Raw genomic sequence first — 15207 nt, 5'->3', positions numbered from 1 at the left:
CCGCGACTCCGCCGCGCTCGCCACTCACCGAACGAAGGACCCATGGCTCAGTACGACGACGACTACGCACGACGATTCGGCGAGGGAGGCGATCCCTCCGACATCGAGGCCGCCAGGGACATCGCCGAGGTGCCGGCGGTCGAGATCATCACCACGGCAGCGGTGCACCTCATGAGTGCCGCTGCCGTGAAGTGCGGGCTCGCCGACGAGCCGGGCGCCGAGATCGACCTCGACGAGGCGCGCAAGCTCATCAATGCTCTCGCCGGTCTCGTGACCGCGGGCGCCCCCGACATCAGCGACATGCACGCCCGCAGTCTGCGCGACGGTCTCCGCACGCTGCAGCTCGCGTTCCGCGAGGCCTCTCCGATCCAGGACCCGATCGGCAAGGGGCCCGGCGAGAAGTGGACCGGGCCGGTCACCTAGATCCTCACTGCGCCGAGGACGCCGCGAGCCGGAGCGACATCGAGTCGACGCAGGCGGCGACGACCTCGTCGCCGGCCCAGCGCTCGCCGAGCCGCGCGACGAGTCCGTCGAGCGCAGCACGGTCGAGGCCGGGACGGACCTCGAGCACGACGATCAGCTCGGGCCCTGCGAGGCGCTGACGAGGGTCCCCCGCCCTGACGTCGAGCGACACGACGGCGGGCTCGGCCCGAGCAGACGCTCCCAGCGCATCGAGCACGCGGGGGTCGCCCGGGCTCGGCCGCCACGGTGATCCCTCGGCGATCGCCCACAGTGCAGGTCGCCTCACGCCGAACTCGTGCTCGGAGGCGGGGTCGAGCACCATCAGCTCGGTCGCCTCCGCGACGGCGGCGAGGGCCGCTCGACGACCGTCCACGGGGACGGGCCGGGCGTCCGGATCCCAGCGTCGCATCGCGTCCACACCACTGAAGACGGGGAGGACGTTGCGGCCGTCGGGTCCGGCGACGGTGACGATCGAGAGCTCCTGCGTCTTGTCGGCACGCAGCCCGCCGACGCCCTCGGCCTCCTCGCCGAGGTGCGCGACGAGCGGGATCAGCAGTCGCGCCTCGCGCAGCGCGTCGACGACGCTCTCGGGCCCGCTCTCGCCGGCGGCGAAAGCGGCGAGAGCCCGCATCACGACAGCGGGAGCGCTGCCGTCGTCGTCGCCGGCGGCGTTCGGCTCGAAGTGCCGGCCGGCCCAGGGGGTCCCGGCGGAGTCGGTCAGATGCGCGGGCAGTGCGCGTCCGTCACTCGGACGCGACATCCAGCGCCTCCGCGAGCGTGAACGCGCCCGCGTACAGCGCCTTGCCGACGATGGCGCCCTCGAGGCCCTGCGGGACGAGGTCCCGCAGCGCGGCGATGTCGTCGAGGTTCGAGATGCCTCCCGAGGCGATCACCGGGCGGCGCGTACGCGACATGACCTGCTCGAGGAGCTCGAGGTTGGGGCCCTGGAGGGTTCCGTCCTTCGTCACGTCGGTGACCACGTAGCGCGTGCAGCCCGCCTCCTCGAGGCGCTCGAGCACGTTCCAGAGGTCGCCGCCCTCCTTCGTCCAGCCGCGAGCCGCGAGCGTGGTGCCGCGCACGTCGAGTCCGACGGCGATCTGGTCGCCGTACTGGCCGATGACGCTCGCCGCCCATTCCGGGTTCTCGAGCGCCGCGGTGCCGAGGTTGATGCGCTTCGCTCCGGCGCTCAGGGCCGACTCGAGGCTCCGGTCGTCGCGGATCCCGCCCGAGAGCTCGACGTTCACGCCCTTGACCTGGCGGATGACCTTCTTCATGATCGCGTGGTTGTCACCGCGACCGAAGGCGGCGTCGAGGTCGACCAGGTGGATCCACTCGGCGCCCTGGTCGGCCCAGTCGCGCGCGGCGTCGATGGGGTCTCCGTAGTTGGTCTCGGTGCCCGCCTCGCCCTGCGTCAGGCGGACGGCCTTGCCGCCGGCCACGTCGATCGCGGGGAGAAGGACCAGGCCCGGGGCCTTGGTGAACTCGCTCATCGTCATCCTCAGTCTCGGAGTCCTGGTGCAGACCGACCGCCAGGGGCGGCCGACCACCGGCCGATCCTAGTTCGTGCGGAGGCTGCCCAGCCAATTCGAGAGCAGTCGCAGCCCTGCGGCCCCCGACTTCTCGGGGTGGAACTGCGTCGCCGAGAGCGGCCCGTTCTCGACCGCCGCGATGAAGGGCCCGCCGTGCTCCGCCCAGGTGATGTGCGGCCGGGGGAACGGCGGGATCACGTCGAGGGACCACTCGCGGGCGCCGTAGGAGTGCACGAAGTAGAAGCGCTCGTCGGCGATGCCGTCGAAGAGCACCGAGCCGGTCGGCGCCGAGACGGTGTTCCAGCCCATGTGCGGCACGACCTCCGCCGGGAGGAGGTCGACGACGCCAGGCCACTCGCCGAGGCCCTCGCTCTCGACACCGCGCTCCACGCCCCGCTCGAAGAGCACCTGCATGCCCACGCAGATCCCGAGGACGGGGCGGCCACCGGAGAGCCGCTTGTCGATGATCTCGCCGCCGCGCGCCTTCGTCAGCGCATCCATGACGGCGCTGAACGCACCGACGCCGGGAACGAGGAGCCCGTCGGCCTCGAGCGCGCGTCGGCGATCGGAGGTCAGCTCGACATCGGCGCCCGCCAGTTCGAGCGCCTTGACCGCGGAGTGCACATTGCCCGAGCCGTAGTCGTAGACGACGACGGAGGGGCGATCGCCGGTCACAGCGCGCCCTTGGTCGACGGGACTCCCGCCACCAGGGGATCGAAGGCCTTCGCCTGACGGAAGGCGCGCGCGAACGCCTTGAACTCGGCCTCGGCGATGTGGTGCGGGTCTCGGCCTCCGAGGACGGTCACGTGCACGGTCAGCCCCGCGTTGAACGCGATCGCCTCGAAGACGTGCCGCACCATCGAGCCGGTGAAGTGGCCGCCGATGAGGTGCAGCGCGAAGCCCTCCGGCTCTCCGGTGTGCACGAGGTAGGGCCGGCCCGAGATGTCGACGACGGCCTGGACGAGCGCCTCGTCGAGGGGCACGAGAGCGTCGCCGAAGCGGGAGATGCCCGCCTTGTCGCCGAGCGCCTGCCTGATCGCCGCACCCAGGACGATGCCGATGTCCTCGGCGGTGTGGTGGATGTCGATGTCGATGTCGCCCGTGGCGCGGACCGTGAGGTCGGTCAGGGAGTGCTTCGCGAACGCCGTCAGCAGGTGGTCGAAGAAGGGGACGCCGGTCTCGAGGTCGGCGACACCGGTGCCGTCGAGATCGAGGGACAGCTCGATGCTCGACTCGCTGGTGGCACGGCTGAGGGAGGCGGTGCGCCGGGGTGCGGCGCTCGGAGAAGTCATACCACCAGTCTATTCGGGGCGGCCTGCGCCCTCCGGTGGCAGCAGGGTCAGGAGCGGGAGGTGGCCTCCTGGCCGCCCGTCACCTCGGACATCGCCTCGAGGAACGCCGTCGTCTCGGCCTCCGTCCCCGCGCTCACGCGCAGGTGGTTCGGGATGCCGACGTCGCGGATGAGGACGCCGCGGGCCAGCAGGGCCTCGAAGACCGCCTGAGGATCGTCTACTCCCCCGAACAGGACGAAGTTGCTGCCGGTCTCGTGCACGCGGAAGCCGAGAGCGCGCAGCCCGTCGACCATGCGGTCGCGCTGGACGATGATCTCGCCGACCATCGCGAGCATCTCGTCGGAGTGGGCGAGCGCCGCCGTCGCCGCCGCCTGGGTGAGCGCGGAGAGGTGGTAGGGCAGCCGGACGAGGCGCAGCGCGTCGACGACGGCGGAATCGGCGGCGAGGTAGCCGAGGCGCACCCCGGCGAAGGCGAACGCCTTGCTCATCGTGCGGGAGACGAGCAGGCGCGGCCGGCCGGGGAGCAGGCTCAGCGCTGTTGGCGCTCCACTGCCGCCGAACTCCGCGTAGGCCTCGTCGACCACGACGATGCCGTCGGTCGCGTCGTAGACGGCGGCGACGGTGTCGAGGTCGAGCGGGGTGCCGGTGGGGTTGTTCGGAGCGCACAGGAACACGATGTCGGGCTGTGCCAGGCGCACCTGCTCGGCCGCGTGCGCGGCTCCGACCCGGAAGTCGCTCTCGCGCGGCGCGGGGATCCACTCCATGCCGCTGCCGGAGGCGAGGATCGAGTACATGGAGTACGTCGGCGCGAAGCCGAGGAGCGAGCGACCCGGCCCGCCGAACGCCTGGAGCACGTGCTGCAGGACCTCGTTCGAGCCGTTCGCTGCCCAGACGTTCTCGGCGGTGAGTTCGTGGCCCAGATAGCGGGCGAGGGAGTCGCGGAGCTCTCGGAACTCGCGATCCGGATAGCGGTTCACGGTCCGCAGGGCGACACCGACCCGTTCGATGATGTCGGCGACGACGTCGTCGGGGACCGGGTGGGTGTTCTCGTTGACGTTCAGAGCGACAGGCACGACGGCCTGCGGCGCACCGTAGGGGTGCTTGCCACGGAGGTCGTCGCGGAGGGGCAGGTCATCGAGAGTCGTCACCAGAAGATGCTAGCGGCGCGGCTCCGGACCGCCGGGGCCGGACCTCAGCGGACGACGTCGTACTGCGACGGGACCGCGAGTCGCTGACCTGGCTCGATGCCGGCGCTCGGGAGCTGGTTGAGCGAGAGGATGTCGTCGACCACATCACGCGGGTCGGACTCGGGAGCGAGCTCCTCGGCCAGCGACCAGAGCGACTCGCCCGCACGGACCGTGACGTACTGGAACTCGACGCTCGACTGATCCGCCGAAGCCACCGCTCCCCCGCCGTTCAGACCGAAGACGAAGGCACCGGCGACGATCGGCAGCGCACCGAGCGTGGCGAGCACCGCCCGCCCTCGCCGCGTGATGCGGAGGTGCGTGGTCGGGACCGACACGGACGCGAGCGAACGGGTCTTGCCTGCTCGCGCGGTCGTGGACGCCTCCCCCGTCATCGGGGAATGCTGCGTCGTGGGGACATGCTGTGCGGTCATTCGGGATCGCTCCTCTCAGCAGGGATTCGGGGCGGACCTCGGCCGGGAGGCCGCCCCGAATCTCTGTTCCGAATATATCTTCGAACTTCGCGCTCGGCAAGTGCCTGACGCCTCGCATCCCTTGCGTGTCTTTCGAGAGATGTCTCGCGACACACTCGAACGAATGTTTCGAACGGGGACCCGCGGCGGATACAGTTTCGAGAGCCCGGAGGTAGTACAGCAGCGACCACCGACATTCGTCGTCGGATCGTGGCCGGGAGGGCGCGCACGCGGGGTGCGCGCCGAGAGAGGGAGCATCGTGAGCGACGCGCAGACGCCGAAGACCAAGCAGAGCGCGGGCCGACGCCGCAAGAACCTGAGCGCGAAGCAGCTCGCCATCCTCGATGCGATCCAGCGCTCGGTCTCGAGCCGCGGCTACCCGCCGAGCATGCGCGAGATCGGCGACGCGGTCGGCCTCGCCTCGCTCTCGAGCGTGACCCACCAGCTCAACCAGCTCGAGCTGAGCGGCTACCTCCGCCGCGACCCCAACCGTCCCCGCGCACTCGAGATCCTGATCGACGTCCCCAGCTCGACCGAGGACGACGGCTCGTTCGAGTCGACCGTCACGGTCGGCGATGCGGCGATGGTCCCCCTCGTCGGCCGCATCGCCGCGGGCGTGCCGATCATGGCCGACCAGCAGATCGACGAGGTGTTCCCCCTCCCCCGCCAGCTCGTGGGCAAGGGCGAGCTCTTCATGCTGAAGGTCGTGGGCGAGTCGATGATCGACGCCGCCATCTGCGACGGCGACTGGGTCGTCGTGCGGTCGCAGCGCACCGCCGAGAACGGCGAGATCGTCGCGGCCATGCTCGACGGCGAGGCGACCGTGAAGGTGCTCCGTCAGCGCGACGGCCACACCTGGCTCCTCCCCCGCAACTCCAACTTCGAGCCGATCCTCGGCGACGAGGCCGAGGTGCTCGGCAAGATCGTCGCCGTGCTCCGCTCCGTCTGACCAGGAACGAGGGGACCCCGGCCCGTCGAGAGTGCCTGCGCGAGCAGGCCGCCTCGACGGCCCGGGGTTCCCTCGCTCGGTCGAAGGCCCCCTAGACGGCTGCCGCCTCCGGGAGCGCCGCGCGGGCACCCGCCGCCGCCGAGACCATCGCGCGCAGCGACGCGACGGTCTCCTCGTAGCCACGGGTCTTGAGGCCGCAGTCGGGGTTGATCCAGAGCTGTCGCGCCGGAATCGAGCCGAGGGCGGTGCCCACCAGATCCGTCAGCTCCGCCTCGCTCGGGACGCGCGGGGAGTGGATGTCGTAGACGCCGGGGCCGATGCCGCGGGCGAAGCCGGACCGCTCGATGTCGGTGACGACCTCCATCCTCGAGCGCGCCGCCTCGATGCTGGTCACATCGGCGTCCAGCTGATCGATCGCATCGATGACCACGCCGAACTCGGAGTAGCAGAGATGGGTGTGGATCTGCGTCCCGGTCGCGGCGCCCGCGGTCGCGAGCCGGAAGGAGCCGACCGACCAGTCGAGGTAGGCGGGCTGATTCGCCTTCTCGAGCGGCAGCAGCTCGCGCAGCGCCGGCTCGTCGACCTGGACGATGCGGATGCCCGCGCGCTCGAGGTCGGCGATCTCGTCGCGCAGACTCAGCGCGACCTGCTCCGCCGTCTCCTTCAGGGGTTGGTCGTCGCGCACGAACGACCAGGCGAGGATCGTCACCGGGCCGGTCAGCATGCCCTTGACAGGCCGGTCGGTCAGCGACTGCGTGAAGCTCGACCAGTCGACCGTGACCGGGGCCGGGCGCGAGACGTCGCCCCAGAGCAGAGACGGCCGAGTGCAGCGGCTCCCGTAGGACTGCACCCAGCCGTTGCGGGTGACCGCGAACCCGTCGAGGTTCTCGGCGAAGTACTGCACCATGTCGTTGCGCTCCGGCTCGCCGTGCACGAGGACGTCGAGCCCGATCTCCTCCTGGAGGCGCACGACCCGCTCGATCTCGGCCCGCATCCGCTCGACGTACTGCACCTCGGTGAGGTCGCCGCGTCCGACCGCCGCGCGGGCCGTCCGGATCTCACGGGTCTGCGGGAACGAGCCGATCGTCGTCGTCGGCAGCGGCGGGAGCCCGAGAGCCTCCTCCTGAGCAGCGAAACGCTCGTCGTAGGAGGCGCGGCTGTAGTCCTCCGGCCGGAGGGCGGCCGCGCGGGCGCGCACGGCTCCGTCACGGACGCCGGGAGCCTCCCGGCGGTCCTCGAGCGCCGCGGCGGCGTCAGCGAGCTCGGGCGCTATCGCATCGCGTCCCTCCGCGAGACCGCGGGCGAGGACCGCGACCTGCGCCACCTTCTGATCGGCGAAGGCGAGCCACGACGCGAGCCGTGCATCGAGGTCGGGCTCGTCGGTGACGTCGTGCGGGACGTGGAAGAGCGACGTGGACGTCGAGACGGCGACCCGGGCCGCGAAGGGGCGGAGCGCCTCCGCGGCCTCCAGCGCGCCGGCGAGATCGCCGCGCCAGACATTGTGGCCGTCGACCACGCCCGCCACGAGGACGGTGCCCTCGAGCGCGAGGGTGGGCGCGGAGCCCTTCACGAGGTCGACTCCGATCGCCTCGACGGGCGAGGCGCCGAGGACGGGCAGAGCGTCGCCGAGGTCGCCGTAGGGTGCAGCGACGAAGAGGGCGGGTCGATCCTCCGCCGTGCCGAGTTCCCGGTACGCCTCGGCTGTGGCCCCGAGGACCCGGGCGCGGCCTACCTCGATCGACTCCGACACCAGTGCCGGCTCGTCGAGCTGCACCCACTCGGCTCCGGCCTCCCGGAGGCGTGCCAGCAGCTCGACGTACACGGGCAGCAGGTCGGCCAGCCGCGAGAGGGGCTCGAACCCGGCGGGCGCCGACTCGGACGGTTTTGCGAGCAGGAGGTACGTGACGGGCCCGACCAGGACCGGGCGGGTGGTGAATCCGGTCTCGCGCGCCTCCTCGACCTCGCGGACCCGCCGGGTGTCGGCGAGCGAGAACACGGTCTCGGGGCCGATCTCGGGCACCAGGTAGTGGTAATTGGAGTCGAACCACTTCGTCATCTCGAGCGGAGCGCGGTCGCCGTCGCCGCGCGCCAGGGTGAAGTAGCCCGCGAGATCGAGCGAGCCGGCGACGACGAGGTCCGCGAAGCGCTCGGGGATCGCTCCGACGGCCACGGTCGTGTCGAGCACCTGGTCGTAGAACGAGTGCGCCTCGGGGATCGATGAGTCGTCGCGGCCGAGACCGAGGGCGAGCAGCCGCTCGCGGGTGGCGGCGCGGAGCCCGGCGGCAGACTCCTCGAGCGCCGCGACCCCGATCGATCCGGCCCAGAAGGACTCGATCGCCTTCTTGAGCTCGCGGCGCCGGCCGATGCGGGGATAGCCCAGGACGGTTCCGGTGGGGAAGACGGCTGCGGTCGTGCTCATGATGCTCTCTCCGTGGTGAGGGGTGGTGACGGGCGCGGACCGCCCGCGAGCGCGGGCTCCCGGGGCAGGAGGCCGCTCTCGGCGAGGACGGCGAGGGCCTCCTCGTGGCGGTTGAAGGCGTACAGGTGGATCGCCGGCGCCCCGGCCGCGACGAGAGTCCTGACCATCGCGGCCGCATGGGCGACCCCGATCCGACGACGCGCGTCGTCGTCGGGCTCGACGTCGAGGGCGATCGCGAGCTCGGCGGGCAGGTCCTCACCACTGAGTTCGAGCATCCGGCGGAGTCGAGCCGGGCTGGTGACGGGCATGACCCCCGGGATGATCGGCATGCGGACACCGGCCGCCCGGGCGCGCTCGACGAAGTGCACGTAGTCGGAGGGGTGGAAGAACAGCTGCGTGATCGCGAACGACGCCCCCGCGGCCTCCTTCGCCAGCAGGGCGTCGAGGTCCTGCGTGCGCGAGCGCGACCGCGGATGGCCGTTGGGGAAGGCCGCGACGGCGACCTGCGCGCGGGGACGGCCGGCGACGTCGACCCGCTGCGCGTTCGGCTGCCCGGGAACGGCCACGGCGCCGTAGGGCTCGCGCTCCGCCTGCACGCGGTGGATGAGCTGCACCAGCTCGGCAGCGCTGCCGAAGTCGCCGACGACATCCACTCCATCGGGGCTGCCGACCGGCGGATCGCCGCGGAGGGCGAGGAACCGGGTGACCCCCGCCTCCAGGAACTCGTGGACGAGGCGGCTCGCCTCGGCGTGGGTCGAGCCGACGCAGGTGAGGTGGGCCAGCGCCTCGACCGAGGTGCTGCGGTGGATGTGGCGGAGGATCTCGAGGGACGCACTGCGGGAGGAGCCGCCGGCGCCGTAGGTCACGGAGATGAAGGAGGGCCGGGCCTCGGTCAGACGGTCCACCGTGCGCAGCAGTGCCGCCGTGCCCTCGGTCGTGCGAGGCGGGTATATCTCGAAGGAGAAGGGGATGCGACCGGGACAGGGGGGTTCCGGAGCGGGCCCCGCGTGATTCGTCGGCACGACGCAGCCCTCCGTTCCCTCGTCCTGAGCCCGGTCCGCTGCGATGCACCCGGCGCCTCGCGGTCCACAGTAGGAACGCCGAGCAGCGGCGTCGACTCGCGTGACGCGGTGTGAACGGGCGTGACGGAGTGTGTCGATCGATCGTCCGCGCGGACGACGAAGCGCCCGCGACCCGCGGATCTCTCCGGGGTCACGGGCGCATCGAGGACTGTCCTGCTAGGCCTCCACGACCGCCGGCGGAGCCGCGAACTCGCCGAGCGAGCCGGCCAGCTCGGCGTGCACCAGCGCGCGCACGTGGGTACCGCCCTCGACGTACTGCGTCGTGAGGATGCGCCCGTTGCGGTGCAGCTGCGACACCACGTCGCCGCGGTCGTAGGGCACGAGCAGGTCGATCTCGATCTCGGGCTCGGGGAGGATCTCGGCGATCCTCGCCTGCAGCTCGTCCATCCCCTCGCCGCTGCGGGCCGAGACGAACACCGCATCGGGAGCGAGCCCGCGGAGCACGAGACGCGCCCCGTCGTCGATGAGGTCGGACTTGTTGAAGGCGATGATCTCGGGGATGCCGCGCGCACCGACCTCGCCGATGACGTCCCTGACGGTCGCGATCTGACCAGCGGGGTCGGGGTGGGAGGCGTCGACGACGTGCACGATGATGTCGGAGTCGGCGACCTCCTCGAGCGTCGAGCGGAAGGCCTCGACCAGCTGGTGCGGGAGCGCCCGCACGAAGCCGACGGTGTCGGCCAGCGTGTAGAGGCGGCCGTCGCTGGTCTGCGACTTGCGGATCGTCGCATCGAGAGTCGCGAAGAGCGAGTTCTCGACGAGCACTCCCGCGTGGGTCATCCGGTTCAGGAGGCTCGACTTGCCGGCGTTCGTGTATCCGGCGATCGCGACGGAAGGCACCGCGTTCCGCTTGCGGTTCGCCCGCTTCGCCTCGCGCGCCGGCTTCATCGCGGTGATCTGCTTGCGCAGCCGCGCCATCCGGGTGTGGATGCGTCGACGGTCGAGCTCGATCTTCGTCTCACCCGGTCCACGCGAGCCCATTCCGGCGCCGGAGCCCACCTGGCCTCCGGCCTGGCGCGACATCGACTCGCCCCAACCGCGGAGGCGCGGGAGCAGGTACTCGAGCTGCGCGAGCTCGACCTGCGCCTTGCCCTCGCGGCTCGTGGCGTGCTGGCTGAAGATGTCGAGGATGACGGCCGTGCGGTCGATCACCTTCACCTTGACGACGTCCTCGAGCGAGCGCCGCTGGCTGGGTGCGAGCTCGGTGTCGGCGACGACGGTGTCGGCGCCCAGGGCGGCGACGAGGGAGGCGAGCTCCTCGGCCTTGCCCTTGCCCAGGTACGTGCTCGGGTCGGGGTGCGGGCGGCGCTGGAGGAGGCCGTCGAGGACGGTCGCTCCCGCCGTCTCGGCCAGTGCGGCGAGCTCGTGCAGCGAGTTCTCGGCGTCCTCGAGCGAGTTCTGCGAGTACACGCCGATCAGCACCACGTTCTCGAGACGCAGCTGCCGGTACTCGACTTCGGAGACGTCCTCGAGCTCGGTCGAGAGCCCCGCCACCCGGCGGAGCGCCTGCCGGTCCTCGCGGTCGAACTGGTCGCCGTCGGAGTTCTCGCCTCCGTGGCCGCTGGTCTGCAGCGCCTGCGCGCCGCCCGAGACGAAGCGCGAGTAGCCCGCCGAACGCGACTGCGCGTTCGCCAGGACCCGCGAGACGACATCCACGGCGTCGGTCGTGTCGGTCTCGTTCAGGTCTTCGGTCATCCTTGTAACACTAACTCCTCGGGTGTTGATAAGTTCTCTTCTCATGGCCGGCGAGCACTACTTCACGAGTACTCCCGACGGTGATCTCCGACCCCGCCGGATCTCGGTCCGTCTGGCCGGTCGCGACCTCGAGGTCACCACCGCCGGAGGCGTCTTCAGCCCCGGGCACATCGACCTCGGGACCCGCGTCCTGCTCAACGCCGCTCCCGAAGTCCCGGCCGACGGGGATCTGCTCGATCTCGGCTGCGGCTGGGGACCGCTCGCGCTCACGCTCGCCCTCGAGTCCCCCGACGCCCGGGTGTGGGCGGTCGACGTCAACCAGCGAGCGCTCGAACTCGTCCGGCGCAACTGCGCAGAACTCGGCCTCACCAATGTCAACGCCGTGCTGCCCGACGATGTTCCCGAGGGGCTGCGATTCCGGACCATCTGGTCGAATCCGCCGATCCGGGTCGGGAAGGACGAGCTGCACGCGCTGCTCGAGCGCTGGCTCCCCCGCCTCGAGGACGGCGCCGACGCGTGGCTGGTGGTGCAGCGCAACCTCGGCTCCGACTCGCTCCAGACCTGGATGACCGACGCGTTCGAGAGCCGTCTCGAGGTCGAGCGGGTCTCGTCCGCGAAGGGATTCCGGATCCTCCGGACGACGCGGCTCTGATCGCGGCGGTCGATGCAGGCCGTCAGTCGATCCGGATCGTGCCGGTGTAGACGAGGTCGGCCGGCCCCGAGAGGCCGACGTGCTCGCCCTCCTCGGTGGGGAACATCGTCACTCCGAGCGTGCCGCCGGCGACCTCGACGCGCCACGACTGGGGCGCGCGAGGGCCCGCCCAGTAGCGGACGGCGAGAGCGGCCGCGGCGGCGCCCGTCCCGCAGCTGAGGGTCTCACCGCTGCCGCGCTCGTGCACCCGCATCCGGATGCGGCCGACGCCGTCGTGGATCAGCGGCTCCCCGGGCACCACGAACTCGACGTTCGCGCCGTCCTCCGGCTCCGGCTCGATCTGCGGGATGTAGACCAGGTCGGCGGAGTCGAGCTCCTCGTCGTTGCTGAGCGCGACGACGACATGCGGGTTGCCGAGGTCGATGCCGAGACCGGGGCGCGCCACCTTGAGCTCCTTGGCGCGGACCAGGGGCTCGCCTCCCGCGAGCTCCCAGCGGCCGAGGTCGACCTGGAAGCCGGCACCGCTGCGGGTGACGTCCCGGACGCCGGCGCGGGTGCCGATGGGCAGGGTGTCGCCCGGCTCGAGCTCGGCGAGGCCGCCGGCCAGGAGGAAGGCCGCGTAGACACGGATGCCGTTGCCGCACATCTCGGCGATCGACCCGTCGGCGTTGCGGTAGTCCATGAACCACTCGGCCTCCGGCTCCTGCTCGAGGGCGGCAGTGCCCTCGGGGAGGGCTCGCGAGCGCACTGCGCGGATCACGCCGTCGGCACCGACACCGAAGTGTCGATCGCAGATCATCGCGATCTGGGCGGGCGAGAGGTCCACCTCACCGTCCGGGTCGCTGAAGAGCACGAAGTCGTTCCCGGTGCCCTGGCCCTTCGTGAAGTGCAGCTCGATCGTCATGGCGGACAGCCTAGCGAGGGCGTGGAGGATGGACCTGTGCGTGATCGAGCGCGCGCGCCAGCAGATCGGGTGCGTCGAACGGCAGTCGGTGCGCGTGCCCGTAGCGCCGGAACCAGCTGTTCTGGCGGCGGGCGTAGCGCCGGGTGAGCGACTGGGTGGCGGCGATCGCCTCCTCCTCGCTCATCTCGCCCGAACGCTGGGCGAGGGCCTGGGCGTAGCCGATCGCCCGACCGGCGGTGACGCCCCGCTCGAGACCGAGAGGGACGAGGCGCTCGATCTCGTCGAGCATGCCGCCCGCCCACATCCGCTCGACCCTGCGATCGAGGCGTTCGACGAGGACCTCGCGCGGGGCCTCGAGCATCAGCACCTCCGACGGGCGCCACGACACGGGCTCGTCCGACATCAGAGCGCTGTGCGGCGAGCCGGTCAGCTCGGCTATCTCGAGCGCGCGGACGATCCGCCGGACGTTGAACGGGCCGATCCGCTCGGCGACCTCGGCGTCGATCGCCCGGAGGCGGGTGAACAGGACCGCCGCGCCCTCGCGCTCCGCCTCCTCCTCGAGGGAGCGACGGAGGTCGGGGTCGGTGCCGGCGAAGGTGAACTCGAAGATGACGCTGGAGACGTACAGCCCGGAGCCGCCGACGAGGATCGGCGTGGCGCCCCGCTCGATCACGTCGTCGATCACGCGACGCGCCTCCTGCTGATACCGAGCGACCGAGGCCTCCTCGGTGACGTCCAGCACGTCGAGCAGGTGGTGGGGCACTCCTCGCCGATCGGCCGGGGCGAGCTTCGCGGTGCCGACGTCCATTCCGCGGTAGAGCTGCATCGCGTCGGCATTGACGATCTCAGCCGCGCCACCGTAGGCCCGGATCGCGTCAGCGAGATCGAGCGACAGCTCGGACTTGCCGGTGCCGGTCGCACCGACGACGACGAGGACGCCGGTTCCGTCGTTCAGGGGCCGGTCGGCCAAGGGCCTGTCGGTCAACGGCCGGTCGGCCTCAGCGCTCGCCATCGGCGGTGTCGTAGATCGGAGTGGTCAGCGTCGCGGTCCGGGCACGCAGACTCGGGAGGCCGAGCGACACCCGAGGCGCGACTCCCGGAGTCGCCGCAGCGGGGACACCGCAGGATTCGGCCTGGGCACGGTCCCAGGCGTCGCCCGCACGGGTGCGCCGGACACGCAGCGGCGCTCCGTCGACCGAATCGGCCAGAAGGTAGAAGGGAGCTGCGCGGGTGACCCGCACCGACACCACGTCTCCCGGTCGGGGCAGCTCGGAGCCGTCCGGGACATCGAAGTGGACCAGCCGGCTGTCCTCAGCGCGGCCGCTCAGGCGGTGCGTCTCGCTGTCGCGGCGCCCCTCACCGGTGGCGACGAGCACCTCGACGTCGCGACCGACGACCGTGCGGTTCTCTCGCTCGCTGATCGCGTCCTGCAGGGCGGTGAGACGCTCATAGCGCTCCTGCACGACCGCCTTCGGCACCTGATCGGGCAGCGTCGCCGCAGGAGTGCCGGGACGGATGGAGTACTGGAACGTGAAGGCGGACGCGAAGCGGGCCTCCTCGACGACGCGGAGCGTCTCGGCGAAGTCGGCCTCGGTCTCGCCGGGGAACCCCACGATGATGTCGGTGCTGATGGCGGCGAGCGGCATGCGCGCGCGGACGCGGTCGAGGATTCCGAGGAAGCGATCGGAGCGGTACGAGCGGCGCATCGCCTTGAGGATGCGGTCGGAGCCCGACTGGAGCGGCATGTGCAGCTGGGGCATGACCGTCGGCGTCTCGGCCATCGCGTCGATGACGTCGTCGGTGAAGGCGGCGGGGTGCGGACTCGTGAAGCGGATCCGCTCGAGACCCTCGATGGCTCCGGCGGCGCGCAGCAGCTTCGAGAACGCCTGCCGATCCCCGAACTCGACGCCGTACGAGTTGACGTTCTGGCCGAGCAGCGTGACCTCGATCGCACCGTCGTCCACGAGGGCCTGGATCTCGGCGAGGATGTCGCCCGGCCGCCGGTCCTTCTCCTTGCCGCGGAGCGCAGGGACGATGCAGAAGGTGCAGGTGTTGTTGCAGCCGACCGAGATCGAGACCCAGCCGCTGTACGTCGAGTCGCGCTTGGTGGGGAGGGTGGACGGGAAGACGTCCAGCGACTCGAGTATCTCGAGCTGCGCCTCCTCGTTGTGCCGCGCCCGCTCGAGGAGGCTCGGGAGAGCGCCCATGTTGTGGGTCCCGAACACGACGTCGACCCACGGCGCTCGATCGAGGATGACGTTCTTGTCCTTCTGCGCGAGGCAGCCGCCGACGGCGATCTGCATCCCCTCATGACGCCGCTTGACGGACGCGAGGTGACCGAGGTTGCCGTAGAGCTTGTTGTCGGCGTTCTCGCGCACGGCGCAGGTGTTGATGACGACGACGTCGGCCTCGGCGCCATCGGCGGGCACGTATCCGGCCGCTTCGAGCGAACCGCTCAGGCGCTCCGAGTCGTGCACGTTCATCTGGCAGCCGAAGGTGCGCACTTCGTAGGTCCGCGGACGGGCCTCGGCGAGGGTGGGGATCGGACCGAGCGTGCTCATGGGTG

The 15207-nt window shown here is 71.3% G+C and carries 15 protein-coding genes; 3 read left to right on the top strand and 12 right to left on the bottom strand.

Going from position 1 to position 15207, the window contains the following annotated elements; all coding sequences use genetic code 11:
* The first annotated feature begins 42 nt into the window (after positions 1 to 42).
* Complete coding sequence (locus tag ASG06_RS12250; RefSeq protein ID WP_056042361.1) at positions 43 to 423, top strand: DUF1844 domain-containing protein; 381 nt, start codon at positions 43 to 45, stop codon at positions 421 to 423.
* 4 nt (positions 424 to 427) lie between these two features.
* Here ASG06_RS12250 and ASG06_RS12245 read toward each other — a convergent pair whose 3' ends face one another.
* From ASG06_RS12245 to ASG06_RS12220, 6 genes are all read right to left on the bottom strand, one after another.
* Entirely contained in the window at positions 428 to 1222 is a 795-nt protein-coding gene (locus ASG06_RS12245) for an SseB family protein (protein ID WP_056042359.1), read from the bottom strand.
* The gene (gene priA / locus ASG06_RS12240; RefSeq protein ID WP_056042650.1) at positions 1206 to 1952 is read right to left on the bottom strand and encodes a bifunctional 1-(5-phosphoribosyl)-5-((5-phosphoribosylamino)methylideneamino)imidazole-4-carboxamide isomerase/phosphoribosylanthranilate isomerase PriA; all 747 of its coding nucleotides are present in this window, start codon (positions 1950 to 1952) and stop codon (positions 1206 to 1208) included. Before priA ends, ASG06_RS12245 begins: the two co-directional genes overlap by 17 nt.
* A 66-nt stretch (positions 1953 to 2018) precedes the next feature.
* Positions 2019 to 2666 carry an imidazole glycerol phosphate synthase subunit HisH gene (hisH, locus tag ASG06_RS12235; protein WP_056042356.1) on the bottom strand — a complete coding sequence of 216 codons (648 nt, stop codon included), beginning with the start codon at positions 2664 to 2666 and terminating at the stop codon, positions 2019 to 2021.
* The gene (gene hisB, locus ASG06_RS12230; protein ID WP_056042351.1) at positions 2663 to 3283 is read right to left on the bottom strand and encodes an imidazoleglycerol-phosphate dehydratase HisB; all 621 of its coding nucleotides are present in this window, start codon (positions 3281 to 3283) and stop codon (positions 2663 to 2665) included. The genes hisH and hisB overlap by 4 nt, the downstream gene beginning before the upstream one ends.
* A gap of 47 nt (positions 3284 to 3330) precedes the next feature.
* Positions 3331 to 4431: a histidinol-phosphate transaminase gene (locus ASG06_RS12225; RefSeq protein ID WP_056042349.1), complete on the bottom strand. Its 1101-nt coding sequence runs from the start codon at positions 4429 to 4431 to the stop codon at positions 3331 to 3333.
* Between the two features lie 44 nt (positions 4432 to 4475).
* Positions 4476 to 4901 (bottom strand): LysM peptidoglycan-binding domain-containing protein, encoded by a 426-nt coding sequence (locus tag ASG06_RS12220; protein ID WP_231727697.1) that lies wholly within the window; start codon positions 4899 to 4901, stop codon positions 4476 to 4478.
* A gap of 298 nt (positions 4902 to 5199) precedes the next feature.
* Between ASG06_RS12220 and lexA the strand changes: the two genes are divergently transcribed.
* On the top strand, positions 5200 to 5889 hold the full coding sequence (gene lexA, locus ASG06_RS12215) for a transcriptional repressor LexA (protein ID WP_231727696.1): 690 nt from the start codon (positions 5200 to 5202) through the stop codon (positions 5887 to 5889).
* Between the two features lie 91 nt (positions 5890 to 5980).
* On the opposite strand, the gene metE is transcribed toward lexA, so the two are convergent.
* From metE to hflX, 3 genes are all read right to left on the bottom strand, one after another.
* A complete protein-coding gene (gene metE, locus ASG06_RS12210; protein ID WP_056042348.1) occupies positions 5981 to 8308 on the bottom strand; it encodes a 5-methyltetrahydropteroyltriglutamate--homocysteine S-methyltransferase in 2328 nt (775 codons plus the stop codon).
* Positions 8305 to 9330, bottom strand: a complete 1026-nt coding sequence (locus ASG06_RS12205; protein ID WP_082499167.1) for a methylenetetrahydrofolate reductase — start codon at positions 9328 to 9330, stop codon at positions 8305 to 8307. The genes metE and ASG06_RS12205 overlap by 4 nt, the downstream gene beginning before the upstream one ends.
* A gap of 216 nt (positions 9331 to 9546) precedes the next feature.
* Positions 9547 to 11085, bottom strand: a complete 1539-nt coding sequence (gene hflX, locus ASG06_RS12200) for a GTPase HflX (protein ID WP_056042346.1) — start codon at positions 11083 to 11085, stop codon at positions 9547 to 9549.
* Positions 11086 to 11128: 43 nt separating this feature from the next.
* Here hflX and ASG06_RS12195 point away from each other — a divergent pair, with 43 nt between their 5' ends.
* Positions 11129 to 11737 (top strand): class I SAM-dependent methyltransferase, encoded by a 609-nt coding sequence (locus tag ASG06_RS12195; RefSeq protein ID WP_056042344.1) that lies wholly within the window; start codon positions 11129 to 11131, stop codon positions 11735 to 11737.
* Positions 11738 to 11759: 22 nt separating this feature from the next.
* Here the strand turns inward: ASG06_RS12195 and dapF are convergent, their stop codons facing one another.
* Genes dapF through miaB form a run of 3 tightly spaced genes read right to left on the bottom strand, consistent with a single transcriptional unit; the run spans position 11760 to position 15202 of the window.
* Positions 11760 to 12641 (bottom strand): diaminopimelate epimerase, encoded by an 882-nt coding sequence (dapF, locus tag ASG06_RS12190; RefSeq protein WP_056042342.1) that lies wholly within the window; start codon positions 12639 to 12641, stop codon positions 11760 to 11762.
* Between the two features lie 10 nt (positions 12642 to 12651).
* Positions 12652 to 13611: a tRNA (adenosine(37)-N6)-dimethylallyltransferase MiaA gene (miaA, locus tag ASG06_RS12185; RefSeq protein WP_231727694.1), complete on the bottom strand. Its 960-nt coding sequence runs from the start codon at positions 13609 to 13611 to the stop codon at positions 12652 to 12654.
* 28 nt (positions 13612 to 13639) lie between these two features.
* Entirely contained in the window at positions 13640 to 15202 is a 1563-nt protein-coding gene (miaB, locus tag ASG06_RS12180; protein WP_056042341.1) for a tRNA (N6-isopentenyl adenosine(37)-C2)-methylthiotransferase MiaB, read from the bottom strand.
* Positions 15203 to 15207 lie beyond the last annotated feature (5 nt).

Origin of the sequence: Rathayibacter sp. Leaf185, from assembly GCF_001423885.1 — a bacterium.
Taxonomy (GTDB): domain Bacteria; phylum Actinomycetota; class Actinomycetes; order Actinomycetales; family Microbacteriaceae; genus Rathayibacter.
The sequence above is the reverse complement of the archived record's forward strand: the minus strand, read 5'-3'. Positions and strand labels throughout refer to the sequence as shown.

Bases quoted from the DNA above. Each gene is read 5' to 3' on its own strand.
- ASG06_RS12250 (WP_056042361.1), top strand. From the start codon at position 43: ATGGCTCAGTACGACGACGACTACGCACGACGATTCGGCGAGGGAGGC.
- ASG06_RS12245 (WP_056042359.1), bottom strand. From the start codon at position 1,222: ATGTCGCGTCCGAGTGACGGACGCGCACTGCCCGCGCATCTGACCGAC.
- priA (WP_056042650.1), bottom strand. From the start codon at position 1,952: ATGAGCGAGTTCACCAAGGCCCCGGGCCTGGTCCTTCTCCCCGCGATC.
- hisB (WP_056042351.1), bottom strand. From the start codon at position 3,283: ATGACTTCTCCGAGCGCCGCACCCCGGCGCACCGCCTCCCTCAGCCGT.
- ASG06_RS12220 (WP_231727697.1), bottom strand. From the start codon at position 4,901: ATGACCGCACAGCATGTCCCCACGACGCAGCATTCCCCGATGACGGGG.
- metE (WP_056042348.1), bottom strand. From the start codon at position 8,308: ATGAGCACGACCGCAGCCGTCTTCCCCACCGGAACCGTCCTGGGCTAT.
- hflX (WP_056042346.1), bottom strand. From the start codon at position 11,085: ATGACCGAAGACCTGAACGAGACCGACACGACCGACGCCGTGGATGTC.
- ASG06_RS12195 (WP_056042344.1), top strand. From the start codon at position 11,129: ATGGCCGGCGAGCACTACTTCACGAGTACTCCCGACGGTGATCTCCGA.
- dapF (WP_056042342.1), bottom strand. From the start codon at position 12,641: ATGACGATCGAGCTGCACTTCACGAAGGGCCAGGGCACCGGGAACGAC.
- miaB (WP_056042341.1), bottom strand. From the start codon at position 15,202: ATGAGCACGCTCGGTCCGATCCCCACCCTCGCCGAGGCCCGTCCGCGG.